This window comes from Nostocoides veronense (assembly GCF_039531185.1).
Taxonomy (GTDB): Bacteria; Actinomycetota; Actinomycetes; order Actinomycetales; family Dermatophilaceae; genus Nostocoides_A; species Nostocoides_A veronense.
Window position 1 is genome coordinate 93645 of record NZ_BAAAPO010000033.1, and the last position, 14941, is coordinate 108585.

At 68.1% G+C, this 14941-nt stretch carries 15 protein-coding genes; 10 read left to right on the top strand and 5 right to left on the bottom strand.

What is annotated here, in order from left to right; genetic code table 11:
• Positions 1-3 precede the first annotated feature (3 nt).
• Entirely contained in the window at positions 4-747 is a 744-nt protein-coding gene (locus tag ABD225_RS10625) for a succinate dehydrogenase/fumarate reductase iron-sulfur subunit (protein ID WP_344084723.1), read from the top strand.
• 119 nt (positions 748-866) lie between these two features.
• Positions 867-1370 carry an ASCH domain-containing protein gene (locus ABD225_RS10630; RefSeq protein ID WP_344084726.1) on the top strand — a complete coding sequence of 168 codons (504 nt, stop codon included), beginning with the start codon at positions 867-869 and terminating at the stop codon, positions 1368-1370.
• Between the two features lie 13 nt (positions 1371-1383).
• Here ABD225_RS10630 and ABD225_RS10635 read toward each other — a convergent pair whose 3' ends face one another.
• The gene (locus tag ABD225_RS10635) at positions 1384-2619 is read right to left on the bottom strand and encodes an MFS transporter (RefSeq protein WP_344084729.1); all 1236 of its coding nucleotides are present in this window, start codon (positions 2617-2619) and stop codon (positions 1384-1386) included.
• Positions 2620-2666: 47 nt separating this feature from the next.
• Positions 2667-3482 carry a CPBP family intramembrane glutamic endopeptidase gene (locus ABD225_RS10640; protein ID WP_344084732.1) on the bottom strand — a complete coding sequence of 272 codons (816 nt, stop codon included), beginning with the start codon at positions 3480-3482 and terminating at the stop codon, positions 2667-2669.
• 125 nt (positions 3483-3607) lie between these two features.
• On the opposite strand from ABD225_RS10640, the gene ABD225_RS10645 reads away from it, so the two are divergent.
• Positions 3608-4225, top strand: coding sequence for a DUF4126 domain-containing protein (locus ABD225_RS10645; protein ID WP_344084735.1), 618 nt, complete (start codon positions 3608-3610; stop codon positions 4223-4225).
• Positions 4226-4337: 112 nt separating this feature from the next.
• On the opposite strand, the gene ABD225_RS10650 is transcribed toward ABD225_RS10645, so the two are convergent.
• Positions 4338-4694 carry a hypothetical protein gene (locus ABD225_RS10650; protein ID WP_344084738.1) on the bottom strand — a complete coding sequence of 119 codons (357 nt, stop codon included), beginning with the start codon at positions 4692-4694 and terminating at the stop codon, positions 4338-4340.
• Between the two features lie 225 nt (positions 4695-4919).
• On the opposite strand from ABD225_RS10650, the gene metG reads away from it, so the two are divergent.
• The 6 genes from metG to ABD225_RS10680 all read left to right on the top strand — a co-directional run bounded on the left by metG (position 4920) and on the right by ABD225_RS10680 (position 12820).
• Positions 4920-6713 (top strand): methionine--tRNA ligase, encoded by a 1794-nt coding sequence (gene metG, locus ABD225_RS10655; protein ID WP_344084741.1) that lies wholly within the window; start codon positions 4920-4922, stop codon positions 6711-6713.
• Positions 6714-6721: 8 nt separating this feature from the next.
• Positions 6722-7570 (top strand): TatD family hydrolase, encoded by an 849-nt coding sequence (locus ABD225_RS10660; RefSeq protein WP_344084744.1) that lies wholly within the window; start codon positions 6722-6724, stop codon positions 7568-7570.
• Between the two features lie 271 nt (positions 7571-7841).
• Positions 7842-9011 carry a resuscitation-promoting factor gene (locus tag ABD225_RS10665; protein WP_344084747.1) on the top strand — a complete coding sequence of 390 codons (1170 nt, stop codon included), beginning with the start codon at positions 7842-7844 and terminating at the stop codon, positions 9009-9011.
• Between the two features lie 189 nt (positions 9012-9200).
• The gene (gene rsmA / locus ABD225_RS10670; protein WP_344084750.1) at positions 9201-10076 is read left to right on the top strand and encodes a 16S rRNA (adenine(1518)-N(6)/adenine(1519)-N(6))-dimethyltransferase RsmA; all 876 of its coding nucleotides are present in this window, start codon (positions 9201-9203) and stop codon (positions 10074-10076) included.
• 9 nt (positions 10077-10085) lie between these two features.
• Complete coding sequence (locus tag ABD225_RS10675; protein WP_344084753.1) at positions 10086-11018, top strand: 4-(cytidine 5'-diphospho)-2-C-methyl-D-erythritol kinase; 933 nt, start codon at positions 10086-10088, stop codon at positions 11016-11018.
• Complete coding sequence (locus ABD225_RS10680; protein ID WP_344084756.1) at positions 11018-12820, top strand: ABC-F family ATP-binding cassette domain-containing protein; 1803 nt, start codon at positions 11018-11020, stop codon at positions 12818-12820. Before ABD225_RS10675 ends, ABD225_RS10680 begins: the two co-directional genes overlap by 1 nt.
• A gap of 51 nt (positions 12821-12871) precedes the next feature.
• Here ABD225_RS10680 and ABD225_RS10685 read toward each other — a convergent pair whose 3' ends face one another.
• Positions 12872-13375 (bottom strand): MarR family winged helix-turn-helix transcriptional regulator, encoded by a 504-nt coding sequence (locus ABD225_RS10685; protein WP_344084759.1) that lies wholly within the window; start codon positions 13373-13375, stop codon positions 12872-12874.
• A gap of 86 nt (positions 13376-13461) precedes the next feature.
• Between ABD225_RS10685 and ABD225_RS10690 the strand changes: the two genes are divergently transcribed.
• Positions 13462-14265: a methyltransferase domain-containing protein gene (locus tag ABD225_RS10690; protein WP_344084761.1), complete on the top strand. Its 804-nt coding sequence runs from the start codon at positions 13462-13464 to the stop codon at positions 14263-14265.
• 9 nt (positions 14266-14274) lie between these two features.
• Here ABD225_RS10690 and ABD225_RS10695 read toward each other — a convergent pair whose 3' ends face one another.
• A complete protein-coding gene (locus tag ABD225_RS10695) occupies positions 14275-14871 on the bottom strand; it encodes a TetR family transcriptional regulator (RefSeq protein ID WP_344084927.1) in 597 nt (198 codons plus the stop codon).
• Positions 14872-14941: the final 70 nt, after the last annotated feature.

Below are 14941 nucleotides of genomic sequence, written 5' to 3' on the forward strand. Positions count from 1 at the left end.
TTCATGAATCTGACCCTGAAAATCTGGCGCCAGGACGGCCCGAAGGCCCGCGGCGAGTTGGTGACCTATCAGGTCGCCGATATCTCCCCGGATATGTCCTTCCTGGAGATGCTCGATGTCCTCAACGAGCGCCTCAATGCCGAGGGCAAGGAGCCGGTGGCCTTCGACTCCGACTGCCGCGAAGGCATCTGCGGCATGTGCGGCTTGATGATCTCGGGTGAGGCGCACGGGCCCGAGAAGACGACGACCTGCCAGCTGCATATGCGCAGCTTCAAGGACGGCGAGACGATCACCATCGAGCCGTGGCGGGCCGACGCCTTCCCGATCATTCGTGACCTCGTCGTCGACCGGTCGGCCTTCGATCGCATCATCCAGGCGGGCGGCTTCATCTCGGTCAACACCGGCTCGGCGCCGGACGCCGAGGCGATCTTGGTGCCCAAGCCGAATGCCGACCGCGCCTTCGTCGCGGCCGAGTGCATCGGCTGCGGCGCCTGCGTCGCCGCCTGCCCGAACGCCAGCGGCATGCTCTTCATGGGCGCCAAGGTCACCCACCTCGGCGAGTTGCCCCAAGGTCAACCGGAGCGCGCGATGCGGGTGCAGGCGATGGTCGCCACCCACGATGGCGCCGGCTTCGGCGGCTGCACCAACATCGGTGAGTGCAGCCACGCCTGCCCCAAGGGCATCCCGCTGGACGTCATCTCCACCCTCAACGCCGACCTGCGCAAGGCCAAGTCCGGCCGCTTCTGAGCGCCCTGGCGCTGCCTGTAGGTTTCCCGCCCGATGCCAGAAACCCCTTGTTTGTGCCGGAAAGCTTTCGGCACGAACAAAGGGTTTCTGGCACAAACTGCTCCGGCTAGGGTCATTGGATGAGTGACGATGCCCTGCATCAGTTCTGGGAGTTGGCGAAGGTCAAGGCCAAACTGAACCGCTTCGAGGTGTATGTGGGGGCGACCCCGCTCAGCACCGTGCTGCCGCCGGCGTGGGCCTTCGGGGCGACCCCGCAGGAGGCCGATGACCTGCTCGCGCTGGTGCTCGCCGGCACCAAGACCGCTACAGCGGGGGCCCTGGACGATTACGACGCGGAGGGCGAGCCGCTGCCGACGGCCGGGACCTTGTCGATCGTCCTCGATGGTGCGGGCAACCCGCGCGCCCTGATCGAGACCACCCGGGTCGATGTCGTCGCCTTCGACCAGGTCGACGCCGAGCACGCCTTTCTCGAGGGCGAGGACGACCGGTCATTAGAGTCGTGGCGGCGCATCCATGAGCGCTTCTTCACCGAGCATGCCGACCACGACCTCGGCTTCCGGCCGGATATGCCGATCGTCCTCGAACGCTTCCGGGTGATTTACCCGACGCCGGCCAACGCCTGAGCGCCCGAAACCGTCACCCGGCGCTGGTGATGGTGGTCTGCGCGGCCGGCAACCGGGCCGCCACCGCACGCAGGCCAAGGCTGCCGAGCACGGCGATCCCGATCAGGGCGGCCCACACACTGAATCGATCGTGCGCCAAGAGCGCGAGATAGAGCGCCGGCGCGATGATGCCCGCGGCCACCCAGGAGAGTTGGTATGCGGACAAGTACCGTCCGCGGTAGGCCTCCGGCGCCGCATCCACCGAGGCGGCCGACAGCGGCGGGCCACCGAGCAATTCGCCGAGGGTATAGATCGCCACCGAGACCATGACGGCACCCACGGCAATGATCACCGGAAGCGTCCCGGACAGGGCCAGGGCGAAGAAGCCGGCGGCATACATCGTGAACCCCAGCCCGATCACGCGATAGCGCTGGTGACCATCCATCCGGCGCACCATTAGGCCCTGCCCGAGCCCGACCATGACCGTGTTGATGAAGAAGATCGCCCCCACCACCCAACCGGGTAAGACCAGCACATCCACGACATACACCGGCATGGCGACATTGAGCGAGACGGTACACAGGGCATAGGCGGCGTTAGTTGCCACGAGCCCGAGGTAAGGCCGGTCCCGCGCTAGCACCCCCCACCCGCCGGCCCGGGAAGTGTCGGCATCCTGCAACGCGACCACCCGCTCCCCACCGCGCACGCGCAGCAGCACGGCAAACGCCAGCGCATAACTGGCCGCATTGATCAGCACCAGCGCGTGATAGGCGGCGGGGGTCCCGACCGCGACCGCGACGCCCGCCCCGAGGCCGCCGATCGCGAAGCCGACATTGCGCAGCGCCCCGAGGAAGCCGAACCAGATCTCTCGCTCATCGGGCGGTGTCGAGGCAGCCACCAGCGGCGAATACGCGCTCCAGAAGGCACTCTGCCCGAGCGCCGCCAGCGTTTCCACAGCGACGATGGCCCAAAAGGTCTGCGCCCATAGGTAACTCACAAAGGCCACGACCTGGATGAGATTGGCCGCCAGGATGATCCGCTTGGCGCCGAAGCGATCCACGAGCATCCCGGAGACCAGGACAAAGGGCACGGCGCAGGCGGCGGCGATGCTCATCGCCAGGCCCACGCGGGCGGTGCCGACATCGGTCGTCTTGAGGAAGTACAGGATCGAGACCGGCATGAAGACACCGCTGCCCAGCGCGTCGATGCCGATGCCCGTCACCAGGGCTTTGTGGTGACGGGCGTCGGGGAAGCCTAGGCGTCGGATCATGCGAGAACTCTGTCAGCCCGCACCGACAGCCCGCCTGCCAATTGCCGTCAGCCGGTCAGCCAGCCGAGATGAGACTTCAACAGCGTGTAGCCCACGAAGGCCACCACATCGAGTAGCAAATGCGCGATGACCAGCGGCAACACCCGGCGGGTGCGGGCATACACCGCCCCGAAAATCAGCCCCATGACGAGATTGCCGACGAACCCGCCGAAGCCCTGATACAGGTGATAGGACCCGCGCACCACAGCCGAGAGCCCGATCGCGAGCCACATCGGCCAGCCCGCCTGCCGCCAGCGCGTCAGCAGATAGCCGACCATGACGACCTCTTCGAGCACGGCATTCTGCGCGGCGGCGAGAACGAGCACCGGGATCGTCCACCAGTGGTCGGTCAGATTCGCTGCGGCAATCGTCGTGTTGAGGTTGAGCGCGCGGGCCACGGCATATAGCCCGAGCCCGGGTATGCCGATCAGCGCCGTCAGTCCCACGCCCGCGGCGAGGTCGCGGGCTGGCCGGAGCCGGTCGAGACCGATCGCCCGCCACGCCCCGCCATCGTCGCGGCGCAGCAGGTGCAGCGCGAGCAGCGCGGGCACCACCCCGAGCCCGATCCCGGTCAGCTGGTATGCCAGATCCAGCCACGGCCGGTCGGGGGTGACCGAATTGTTCATCGTCGTGGTCTGCTGATTGAGCGCGATGTGCTGGGTCAGCCGGTCCACGATCCGCAACAGCGACCAGATCGCCGACGCGCCGAGCGAAACCCCAAGAACCAGGGCCGTCTCGGTCACCAGCGAGCGCGGCGCGAGCGTTGTTCGGGGCAGGTGGGCCGCCTGGGCGGGGGGAGCGGGCGGCATACCGGCGGAAGCCATGGGAGCAAGTGTCCCCGCTACGCCTGGGCGCGCGCTGAGCGGACCCCAGCTCGCGGAATGCCGGACCGGGAAGGCCATGTTGTATAGACCGACGGTTTCACCCTCCAGAAAGCTACCCTCGGGTCATGATCGCCGCCCTGACGGGCATGGGGCTCTCGGCCGCCGCCGGCCTCAACGCCTACATCCCCTTCCTCATCGTCGCGCTGATCGCGCGCTTCACCGATGTGCTCACGCTGCCCGCCAGCTTCAGCTGGATCGAAAGCTGGTGGGCCATCGGGATCGGCAGCATCCTGTTGCTCGCCGAAGTCGTCCTCGACAAGATCCCCGCGGTCGACACAATCAATGACGCGATCCAAAGCTTCATCCGTCCGAGCATGGGCGGGCTGATCTTCGCCGCGACCACGGCCGCCGAAAGCCTGGACAAGTCGACCTGGATGCAGAACAACCAATGGGTTGGCATCGTCCTCGGCATCGTCGTTTCCGGGCTTGTGCACAGCGGAAAGATGGTCTCGCGCCCGGCGATCAACGCCGGAACCCTCGGCGCCGGCGCTCCGGTGGTCTCGACGATGGAGGATGGCGCCTCGATCGGGCTGTCGCTGATTGCGATCTTCATCCCGGTGCTGGTGATCCTGGCGCTGCTCGTGCTGTTCGGGACCTTCTTCTGGCTGTGGCGCACGGTGCATCGCTGGCGCAAGACCCGGCGCGGCCGACGCGGCGATCCCGGCGCGGCGGCATACGCCTGACGCAGGGCACCGCCCACGACACGACGGACCGTGCGGGAGAAGTCTCCCGCACGGCCCGTCGTGCATCTGGTTCAGCGGCCGGACTCGCCGCAGCGAGCCACGACCAGCGCGATCAGCGGTACTGCGCGCGGATCGCGATCCGCTTGGTGCCGATCGGGCAGACGGCCTGGCTGTAGCCGGTGCCCTGGACGCGCCAGATGTCGTTCTTCCAGAAGGTTGTGCCATTGGCGCGCTTGCACTTCGCGCCCGCCCGGAAGGCGGTGCCCGGGATGGTCTTGGGGCACCAGATCCGAACGCCGCGGTTGATCAGGCTGTAGCGGCAGCTCGCGCTGCTGCTGGCACCAGCTTCGGAGCTGATGCTAATCGCGGCGTCGCCAGTCGAGGTCGCGGCCGAGGCCGAGGTGGACAGGCCCACCCCGAGCGATCCGGCCAGAGCGAAACCGCTGAGGATCCCCATTGTGCGCTTCATAAGTCTTCTTCCCTCCAGTGCCTCGACCTGCGGCAGGTGACGGATCGAGGCGCTTGTCGTTGACGTCTGCACGTCCTGCCAGGGATTGATACAACCCGATGGCGTCAAGGTCACTGGGGATTACGTTTTGGTCAATTTCTAAACTATTCGGCCCGTGTGTCGAGTCCCCGGCATGCGCGAGAGGTGTGTCCGGCGGTGTCGGTCCGGGTCCGTAAAATCCCCGTCATGACCAGAGTTCTCGCCGCCGTCGCGTGGCCGTATGCCAACGGCCCGCGTCACTTGGGGCATGTCGCCGGCTTCGGCGTGCCCTCCGATGTCTTCGCCCGTTTCATGCGGATGAGCGGCCACGACGTGCTCATGGTCAGCGGCAGCGATGAGCACGGCACGCCGATCCTCGTCCTGGCCGACAGTCAGGGCGTCACCGCTCGCGAGCTGGTGGACACCAACCACGCGATCATCGCCCACGAACTCGCCGATCTCGGTTGCTCCTACGACCTCTACACGCGCACCACGACGGGCAATCACTATGCCGTCGCCCAGGAACTCTTCGCGCAGGTGTGGAAGAACGGCTACATGATCGAGCGCACCCAAAAGGGCGCGATCTCGCCGTCGACCGGTCGCACCCTGCCGGACCGCTATATCGAGGGCACCTGCCCGATCTGCGGGTATGCCGAGGCACGCGGGGATCAATGCGACAACTGCGGCAACCAACTTGAGCCCGAAGACTTGATCGAGCCGCGGTCGAAGATCAACGGCGAGACGCCGGATTTCGTGGAGACACAGCACTTTTTCCTCGACCTGCCAGCGTTGGCCGAGAGCCTGCGCGCCTATTTGGAGGAGCGGGAGGCCAGCGGCACCTGGCGGCCCAATGTCATCAAGTTCAGCCTGAACATTCTCGACGACATCAAGCCGCGCGCCATGACCCGGGACATCGATTGGGGCATCCCGGTGCCGCTGGACGGCTGGCGGGACCTGCCGACCAAGAAGCTGTATGTCTGGTTCGACGCCGTCGTCGGCTATCTCTCGGCCTCCATCGAATGGGCGCGCCGGCAGGGTAATCCCGAGCGCTGGCGCGAGTGGTGGAACGAGGCCGACGCGCTGTCCTACTACTTCATGGGCAAAGACAACATCACCTTCCACTCCCAGATCTGGCCGGCCGAGCTGCTCGGCTATATGGGCAAGGGCGACAAGGGCGGCGAGCCCGGCATCTATGGCGAGTTGAACCTGCCCACCGAAGTGGTCTCCTCCGAATACCTCACGATGGAGAGCCAGCAGTTCTCCACCAGCCGTGGCCACACGATCCTGGTGCGCGACGTCCTGACGCGCTACCAGCCCGATGCGCTGCGCTATTTCATCTGTGCCGCCGGCCCGGAGACCTCCGACGCCGACTTCACCTGGCGCGATTTCGTCCAGCGCACCAACTCCGAGCTGGTCGCCGGTTGGGGAAATCTCGTGCAACGCACCGCGACGATGCTGCACAAGAGCTTCGGCGAGATCCCCGTATGCGGACCGCTCGCCTCCGAGGACAAGGCGGTCCTCGCCGCCGTGGAGACCGGGTTCGAGGTCGTCGGGGGATTGCTGCGTCGCCAGCGGCTGCGGCAGGCAACCGCCGAGGCAATGCGCGTCGTCGGTGAGGTCAACGCCTATATCTCGCGCACCGAGCCCTTCCGGATGAAGGGGGAGGACCAGCGCGAGCGGCTTGCCACCGTCTTGCACGTGCTGGCCCAGTGCGTCAGCGACTGCAACACGCTGCTCGCCCCGATGCTGCCGCACTCCAGCAATGCCGTGCACCGAGTCCTCGGCGGTGAGGGCGACTTCATGCCGATGCCTCAGGTCGTTGAGGTGACGGACCTCGATGACGGCCGCGCTTACCCGATCATCACCGGGGACTATTCCGCGACGCCGGCGTGGGGCCGGCGCCCGGTTGTCGCGGGCACCCCGATCGCCAAGCCCGCCCCGGCCTTCGTCAAGCTCGACGAATCAGTCGTCGCCGAGGAGCTGGCCCGGATGGCGGACTGAGCAGCCGTATGCCGCACGACTCTGCCCGTCACAGCCTCCCGCCGATCCCGGATCGGCTGCCGATCTCGTTGGTGGACAACCACACTCATCTCGACATCGTGCGGGATGACGGCCCGTCGCTGGGGATCGAGGAGGCGCTCGCGGCGGCGGCGCAGGTCGGGGTCGACCGCATCGTGCAAATCGGCTGCGACGTGGACAGTGCCCGGGCCAGCGTCGCGATGGCGCACCGCTACCCAGGCGTGGTCGCCGGGGTGGCCCTGCATCCCAATGAGGCCCCCCGTCTTGCCGAGAGTGGCGGGCTTGGGGCGGCATACACCCTGATCGAGGAGTTGGCACACGACCCGCGGGTGCGGGTGATTGGCGAGACCGGGCTGGACTATTTCCGGACCGGCGAGCAGGGCCGGGCCAGCCAGCACGAGTCCTTCCGCTGGCATATCGACGTGGCTAAGCGCGTCGGCAAGCCCCTGCAGATCCACGACCGGGACAGCCACGACGACATCCTCGCGGTGCTGGATGAGGTCGGCGCGCCGCAGCGGGTGATCATGCACTGCTTCAGCGGCGATGTGAGCTTCGCCCGGGCCTGCCTGGAACGCGGCTTCTATCTCTCGTTCGCCGGACCGATCACCTTCAAGAACAACCACGCGCTCCGGGATGCGCTCGCGGTCACGCCGCTGGATCGGGTGCTGCTCGAGACCGATGCGCCCTATTTGACCCCACACCCGTGGCGGGGCGCGGTCAACTCCTCCTATCTGCTGGCGACCACTGCCCGGACGGCCGCGAGTGTCCTTGGGGTCGCCGTCGCCCACCTCTGCGAGGCCGTCAGCGCGACCTGCGAGGAGTTGTACGGCCCCTGGTGAGAGGCGGGGGAGACGGCATAGCACTCCTGTGACCTGTGGTGCGAGATAGGTCTCACCGTCGTTACCGAAATTTGACCTTCGGGCGCATCATCCGCCATGGTTGAAATGTCCGCCGATCTCGACGACCGTGATCAGCCGGCACGAGACGGGCCGCTCGGCCCCGGTTCGCCACCTGCGAGGACGCCGGTGCGGCATCACAAACACCCCTTCGTGGCTCGTGCTGTGCCGATCCGCCCCCTCGCCGGGTCGGAACTACAAAACTGGAGTATCCGTGAACTTTCTTCCCGTCCGGCGCCTGGCCCAATTCGGTGTGGTCGGCGCTCTCGCCACGGGAGTGGCCGGTGTCGCCCACTTCGACAAGAATGTCGGCCTGACGGTCGACGGCAAGACCTCCAACGTCCACTCCTTCGCCGGCACCGTCGGCGATGTGCTCGAGGACGAGGGCATCACCATCGGGGAGCACGACCTGGTCGTGCCCAGTGTCGACAGCGCGGTCAGCGACGGCCAGAAGATCGTCGTGCGCTACGGCCGCAAGCTGACGGTCACGATCGACGGTCAGAAGAAGGAGTACTGGACCACCGCCACGACGGTCGGTCAGGCTCTGCAGGACCTCGGCTTGCGCGCCGAGGATGCCGTCCTGTCCGCCTCGCGTTCGGCCGCGCTGGGCCGCGAGGGTCTGGCGATGGCCATGATCACCCCGAAGTCGGTCGCCGTGACCGTTGACGGAAAGACCACCCGCAAGACCAGCACCGAGGCGGACGTCAAGGGCCTGCTCGCGCTGCTGAAGGTCAAGGTCGGCTCCAAGGACATCGTTGCGCCCGGCCTCGACACCCCGCTGCAGGACGGTATGAAGCTGACCGTCACCCGGGTGAGCACCGCGACGATCAAGAAGTCCAAGACGATCCCCTTCGAGACGATCCGCAAGAACGACTCCTCGCTCTATGAGGGCCAGACCAAGGTCATCACGACCGGTCACGTCGGCAAGAGCGTGAACATCTACACCTCGCTGCGCCACGACGGCAAGCAGATCAAGCTGTCGTATGTCCGCACCGAGGTCACCACCAAGGCCCGCAATCAGGTCATCGCCGTGGGCACCAAGGCCAAGCCGACCACCCCGGCCCCGTCAACCGGCGGTAGCTCGTCGGGTGGGTCGACCGGTGGCGGCAACGCGGGCAACACCTCCGGCGCCGGCATCAACCTGGCCAATGCCGCCATGTGGGACCGGATCGCCATGTGTGAGTCCGGCGGCAACTGGCACATCAACACCGGCAATGGCTACTACGGCGGCCTGCAGTTCGCCACCGCGAGCTGGCTGGCGATGGGCGGCGCCGACTTCGCCCCCCGCGCCGACCTCGCCACCCGCGAGCAGCAGATCACCGTGGCCAACCGCTACTACGCCATCGCCGGCCTTTCGCCCTGGGGCTGCGCCCACGCGGCCTGAGCCTCGAGTGCCGAGGGTCACTTTCCCGCCCATTGCCGGAACGTGACACCGGTCTGGGAGACAACCTGGACGTACGCAACGGAAATGATCCGTTGCGTACGTCCACGTTTCGGCAATGGGCGGGAAAGTGGCTCAGGGACCCGTGAGGCATGGCGGAGGGGATGCGGGCAACGGCATAAGGTGTCGGGCGTGAGCGCCGGGGTGCACTATCTGGGGGCGGCGGACATCCGCCGGCTCGCGGCGCAGCACGGCATCCGGCCCACCAAACAGTGGGGGCAAAACTTCGTCGTCGATGCCAACACCGTGCGCCGGATCGTGCGGCTCGCCGATGTCGCGCCGGACGACATCGTGCTCGAGGTCGGTCCCGGCCTCGGCTCCCTCACCCTCGGTCTCCTCGATACCGCCGAGCACGTCATCGCGCTGGAGATCGACCCCACCCTCGCTGCCGCCCTCCCCACCACGATCGAGGTCGCCGCGCCCGAGAAGAGCAGCCGGCTGGTCGTCATACCCGGGGACGCCCTGAAGGTCACCGACCTGCCAGTCGCACCCACCCGGCTCGTGGCCAACCTCCCCTACAACGTCTCCGTGCCAGTCATGCTGCACCTGCTGCAGACCTTTCCAAGCATCGGGCACGTGCTGGTCATGGTGCAGTTGGAGGTTGCCGAGCGGCTCGCCGCCGGCCCCGGCTCCCGCACCTATGGCGCGCCGAGCGCCAAGGCAGCCTGGTATGGCGACGTGCGCCTCGCCGGGACCGTGGCCCGCAGCATCTTTTGGCCGGTGCCCAATGTCGACTCCGGCCTCGTCGCGGTGACCCGTCGCGAGCCGCCGCGCACCGATGTCCCCCGCGAAGCGGTCTTCCAGGTCATCGACGCCGCCTTCGCCCAGCGCCGCAAAATGCTGCGCTCCGCCCTCGCGGGTTGGGCCGGTTCGACGGCCGCCGCCACCGCCACCCTGGAGTCAGCGGGAGTTGATCCGACGGCTCGCGGGGAGCAACTCGATATCGCCGCCTTTGCCGCGATCGCCGCCGCCTCGCCCCACCCCACCGCCACCCGGGAAGCTGATTAGGGTAGGCTCATGACATCTGCCGCGCACATCCATCCGGGTGTCTGCGTCAAGGTGCCCGCCAAGGTCAACCTCGAACTGCGCGTGGGTCCCCCGCGCGCTGACGGCTTCCACCCCCTGGCCACGGTCTATCAGGGGGTCAGCCTCTACGACACGATCGAGGTCTTCCCCGCCAGGGAGTGGAGCGTCGAAATCGCGGGTCGCACGGCCGCGGGCGTCCCCGCCGACGAAAACAATCTGGCGTTGCGCGCCGCGCAAGCTCTCCACGATGTCACCGGCGCCGGCCGGCCGGTCCGGATCCGGCTCACCAAGGAGATCCCCGTGGCAGGAGGTATGGCGGGTGGTTCCGCCGATGCCGCCGGCGCCCTGCTCGCGTGCCACCGGCTGTGGGGCCTGGATATGAGCGCCGCGGAACTCGCGCACCTTGCCGCCGGGCTCGGCAGCGATATCCCCTTCCTGTTGAGCGGCGGCACCGCCATCGGCAGCGGCCGCGGCGAGCGCATCGCACCGACGTCCGCCCGCGGCATCTATCACTGGGTCTTCGCCCTCTCCGAGACCGGCCTGTCCACCCCGGCGGTGTATGCCGAGTGCGATCGACTCCGCGGCTCCACGCCGGTGCCCGCCCCCGAGCCGAGCGCCGACCTGCTCGCGGCCTTGAGCTTCGGCAATGCCGAAGCCGTCGCCGCGGCGATGGGTAATGACCTGCAGGCCGCCGCTATCTCGCTGCAGCCGGCCCTGGCCGAGGTCCTGGAGGCGGGTATGTCGTTCGGTGCCCTCGCCGGGATCGTGTCGGGTTCGGGGCCGACCGTGGCCTTCCTCGCCCGCGATGCCGAGGCCGCCATTGACCTGGCGGTGTCCTTGACCGCGAGTGGATCGGCCGCCGATGTGCGCAAGGCGAGCGGCCCCGTCACGGTCGGCCCGGTTGAGTTGGCGGCCGCCCGCTGATGGCGAATTTGGCCAATGTCGAGCGGGTCACCGTTCACACGGGGATCACGGCCGTCCTCGACGACATCTCCCTCGGCGTCAACACCGGGGATCGGATCGGCGTGGTCGGCGCCAATGGCGGCGGCAAGTCGACGCTGCTCGGCGTTCTGGCCCGCACCCGCGAGATCGACTCCGGCCGGGTCACGCATGCGGGCGGCCTGCGGATCGCCACCGTCGCTCAGGACGACCTACTTGACCCGGCAGCGACCGTGCGCGAGATCGTCCTCGGCGAGCGGGCCGAACACGATTGGGCCGGCCAAGCCTGGATTCGCGATGTCCTGGCGGGCCTGCTTGGCGATCATCAAGCCGCCGCCGTCGGGGGCCTGGATGCGCGGGTGGGCACGATGTCCGGCGGCGAGCGTCGCCGGGTGGCACTGGCCGCGGCCCTGGTGACCGAGGCCGACCTGCTCCTCCTGGACGAGCCGACCAACCATCTCGACGTCGAAGGTGTCGCCTGGCTCGCCGACCACCTCGTGCGGACCTGGGCGCGGCCGGATCGCGGCCTGGTCGTCGTCACCCACGACCGCTGGTTCCTCGACGCCGTCGTCACCCAAACCTGGGAGGTCGTCGCCGGAGCGGTATCCGCCTACGACGGGGGGTATGCCGCATACATCCTGGCTCGCGCGGAGCGGGACCGGATCGCGGCGGTGACGGCCGAGCGTCGCAACAATTTGCTGCGCAAGGAACTCGCGTGGCTGCGCCGTGGCGCGCCGGCACGCACGAGCAAGCCGAAGTTCCGGCTCGACGCGGCCTCGGCCCTCATCGAGAACGAGCCGCCGCCGCGCGATTCGGTCGAACTCATGCGCTTTGCGACCGCGCGACTCGGCAAGGACGTCATCGACCTGCACGACGCGAGCCTGGCGTTCGGTGATCTGCCGATCCTCAAGCGGGTCACGTGGCAACTGGCCCCCGGCGAGCGGATCGGCCTGGTCGGAGTCAATGGCGCCGGCAAATCGACCGTGCTTCGCGTCCTGGACGGCAGCCAGCCCCTGGACAGCGGCAAACGCAAGGTCGGCAGCACCGTGCGCATCGGTGTGGTCAGCCAGGAAGTGCGTGAGCTCGAAGCCCTCGCCGGCGCCAAGGTCATCGAGGCGATCGAGGCGGTGCGCGCCAGCACCGTGCTCGACGGCAAGCCGGTCAGCGCGAGCAGCCTCGCCAAGCGACTGGGCTTCCCCGGCCCGCGCCAGCAGGCCCGCGTGGGCGATCTGTCCGGAGGCGAGCGCCGACGGCTGCAGATCCTGCGCGTGCTGCTCGATGAGCCCAATGTTCTGCTCCTCGACGAGCCGACCAATGACCTCGATATCGACACCTTGACCGCGCTCGAAGACCTGCTCGACGGGTGGGCGGGCACGCTCGTCGTCGTCTCGCACGACCGCTACCTGCTCGAACGCCTCACCGACAAGCAACTCGCACTGCTCGGCGACGGCCGTCTGCGAGACCTGCCCGGCGGCGTCGACCAGTACCTCGACCTGCGCTCGGCGGCCCCGACAGGCGCATCGCCGAGCATCCGCCCCGCCGCGACCACGGCAACGGCCCCCGGCCCCAACCCGGCCCAGGTGCGGGAGGCGCGCAAGGAGGTCGCGCGCATTGAGAAGCAGTTGCAGCGGCTGGCCGAGAAGGCCGATCGGATCCACGCGGATATGGCGGCCCAGGCGAGTGACCATACGGCCATGACCGCTCTCAGCCTGGCCCTGCGCGAGGTGGACGGGCAGGTCGCTGAGCTCGAGGAGGCCTGGCTGGCCGCAGCCGAGATCGCTGGCTGACCGCCGCCAGCACCCCGGCGGCACCCGCCGCCAGCAGCCCGGCGGCACTCATCACGGCAGCGCGGTCGACAACTCCCGCAGCGCCGCCGACAACTGCTCCTGTTGAGCCGCGCTCAGCCCAGCCAGCAGCGCCCGCTCGCGCGCCAACAAGGCAGTGAGCGCACCATCGACGGCCGCCGCGCCGGCCGCGGTGAGTTCCACGAGCACCCCACGGCCGTCCCGTGGGGACGGCAAGCGCAGGACCAGTCCCCGCTCCTGCAGCCGGTCGACGCGATTGGTCATCGTCCCGCTGGTCACCAGCGTCGCCTCGATGAGTTGACTGGGGGAGAGGCGGTATGGCGCCCCGGCCCGCCGCAGCGCCGACAAGACGTCGAACTCCCAGGACTCCAGGTCAAAGCCCGCGAAGGCATCTCGGCGCGCCAGGTCCAGGCGCTTCGCCAAACGAGTGACCCGCGAGAGCACATGCAGTGGAGTCAGGTCCAGGTCGGGTCGCTCCCGATGCCAGGCCGCGACGATGGCATCCACATCATCGCCGGGCTCGGTCACGGCTCTCACTCTAAGCCCCAGATATCTTGACGTCGAGATAGTTTGGCTCCTAGCGTGAGCGACTTGATACCCGACTGCCCTGGAGATGCCCCGAGATGTCGACGATCTGGAATCCGGTCCAGTACGCCAAGTTCGCGGGCGAACGCGGCCGGCCCTTCGCCGAACTGACGGCTCGGATCGGGGCGAGCGAGCCAGCGCTGGTGGCGGATCTCGGCTGCGGCAATGGGCCGCTGACCCTGAGCCTGGCCGATCGGTGGCCGTCGGCCCGCATCGTCGGGATCGACTCCTCCACCCAGATGCTCGACGCCGCGCGCGCCCTCGATGAGGGCGGGCGGGTCGAGTGGGTGCAGGCCGACCTGGCCACCTGGTCGTTGAACGCGCTGGGCGCCATCCCCGATGTGGTCGTGACCAATGCCACGCTCCAGTGGATTCCGCGACACCTGGAATTGATCGACACGTGGGCCCGCGAGCTGCGCCCCGGCGGCTGGTTCGCCCTGCAGGTGCCGGGGAATTACGGCGCCCCGAGCCACCGGCTGATGCGCGAGGTCGCGACGCGCCACGCGCGGGCCGGGGAGTTGGAGGCGGCCCTGAAGCGCGGCGGTTCGGCCGAGCCCGCGACATACCTCCAAGTCCTCACGCGGGCTGGCTGCCGGGTCGATGCCTGGGAGACGACCTACCTGCATGTCCTCGATCCCGAGAACCAGATCGCCGACCCCGTCCTCGAATGGGTTAAGGGGACCGGCTTGCGCCCCGTCATCGACCTGCTCACCGAGCCCGCCGAGCGGGAGGCCTTCGTGCAGGAGTATGCCGCCCGCCTCCGCGAGGCATACCCCCGCACCCCTGCGGGCGTCATCCTGCCCTTCCGCCGGATCTTCGCCGTCGCCGAAAAGCTCCGCTAGCGCGCTGGCTCAACCCCGCAGCGTCGGGCGCTCCTCCATGGCCGAGAGGCCATTCCACGCCAGATTGACCAGGTGCGCGGCCACATCGGCGCGCGAGAACTTGCGATTGGAGTCCATCCACCACTGGCCGGTCAGGGCAACCATGCCGACCAGCATCTGCGCGTACATCGGCGCCGCTTTGGTGTCCAGGCCGCGGCCCTTGAATTGGGCGACCATCAGGTGCTCGACCTGCGAGGCGACATCACCCATCAGGCTGGCAAAGGAGCCCGTGCTCTGCCCGGGGGGCGAATCGCGGACCAAAATCCGGAAGCCGTCCGTCTCTTCCTCGATGTAATCCATCAGCGCGAGCGCCGCCCGCTCGATCAAGACGCGCGGGCTGCTCGCTGAGCCGAGGGCCTCGGTGATGCGGGCCGTGAGGTCGGCGATCTCGCGGTCGACCACGACGGCATACAGCCCCTCTTTGCCGCCAAAGTGTTCGTAGACCACCGGTTTCGACACCTTGGCGCTGGCCGCGATCTCTTCGACGCTGCTGCCCTCGAAGCCGCGCTCGGCGAACAGGCGACGACCCACCTCGATGAGTTGTTCGCGCCGCTGGGAGCCGGTCATCCGCGATTTCGGCCCGGTGCGCCGGGTGCGCGCGGAGGAAGTGCTCACCCAAACCATTGTGCCGTCTCGA

What these genes read in the sequence shown, in the direction of transcription:
- ABD225_RS10675 (WP_344084753.1), top strand. Translation starts at nt 10,086, where the DNA reads ATGACATCTGCCGCGCACATCCATCCGGGTGTCTGCGTCAAGGTGCCC.
- ABD225_RS10645 (WP_344084735.1), top strand. Translation starts at nt 3,608, where the DNA reads ATGATCGCCGCCCTGACGGGCATGGGGCTCTCGGCCGCCGCCGGCCTC.
- ABD225_RS10635 (WP_344084729.1), bottom strand. Translation starts at nt 2,619, where the DNA reads ATGATCCGACGCCTAGGCTTCCCCGACGCCCGTCACCACAAAGCCCTG.
- ABD225_RS10660 (WP_344084744.1), top strand. Translation starts at nt 6,722, where the DNA reads ATGCCGCACGACTCTGCCCGTCACAGCCTCCCGCCGATCCCGGATCGG.
- ABD225_RS10690 (WP_344084761.1), top strand. Translation starts at nt 13,462, where the DNA reads ATGTCGACGATCTGGAATCCGGTCCAGTACGCCAAGTTCGCGGGCGAA.
- ABD225_RS10650 (WP_344084738.1), bottom strand. Translation starts at nt 4,694, where the DNA reads ATGAAGCGCACAATGGGGATCCTCAGCGGTTTCGCTCTGGCCGGATCG.
- ABD225_RS10630 (WP_344084726.1), top strand. Translation starts at nt 867, where the DNA reads ATGAGTGACGATGCCCTGCATCAGTTCTGGGAGTTGGCGAAGGTCAAG.
- metG (WP_344084741.1), top strand. Translation starts at nt 4,920, where the DNA reads ATGACCAGAGTTCTCGCCGCCGTCGCGTGGCCGTATGCCAACGGCCCG.
- ABD225_RS10640 (WP_344084732.1), bottom strand. Translation starts at nt 3,482, where the DNA reads ATGGCTTCCGCCGGTATGCCGCCCGCTCCCCCCGCCCAGGCGGCCCAC.
- ABD225_RS10695 (WP_344084927.1), bottom strand. Translation starts at nt 14,871, where the DNA reads ATGACCGGCTCCCAGCGGCGCGAACAACTCATCGAGGTGGGTCGTCGC.
- ABD225_RS10625 (WP_344084723.1), top strand. Translation starts at nt 4, where the DNA reads ATGAATCTGACCCTGAAAATCTGGCGCCAGGACGGCCCGAAGGCCCGC.
- ABD225_RS10680 (WP_344084756.1), top strand. Translation starts at nt 11,018, where the DNA reads ATGGCGAATTTGGCCAATGTCGAGCGGGTCACCGTTCACACGGGGATC.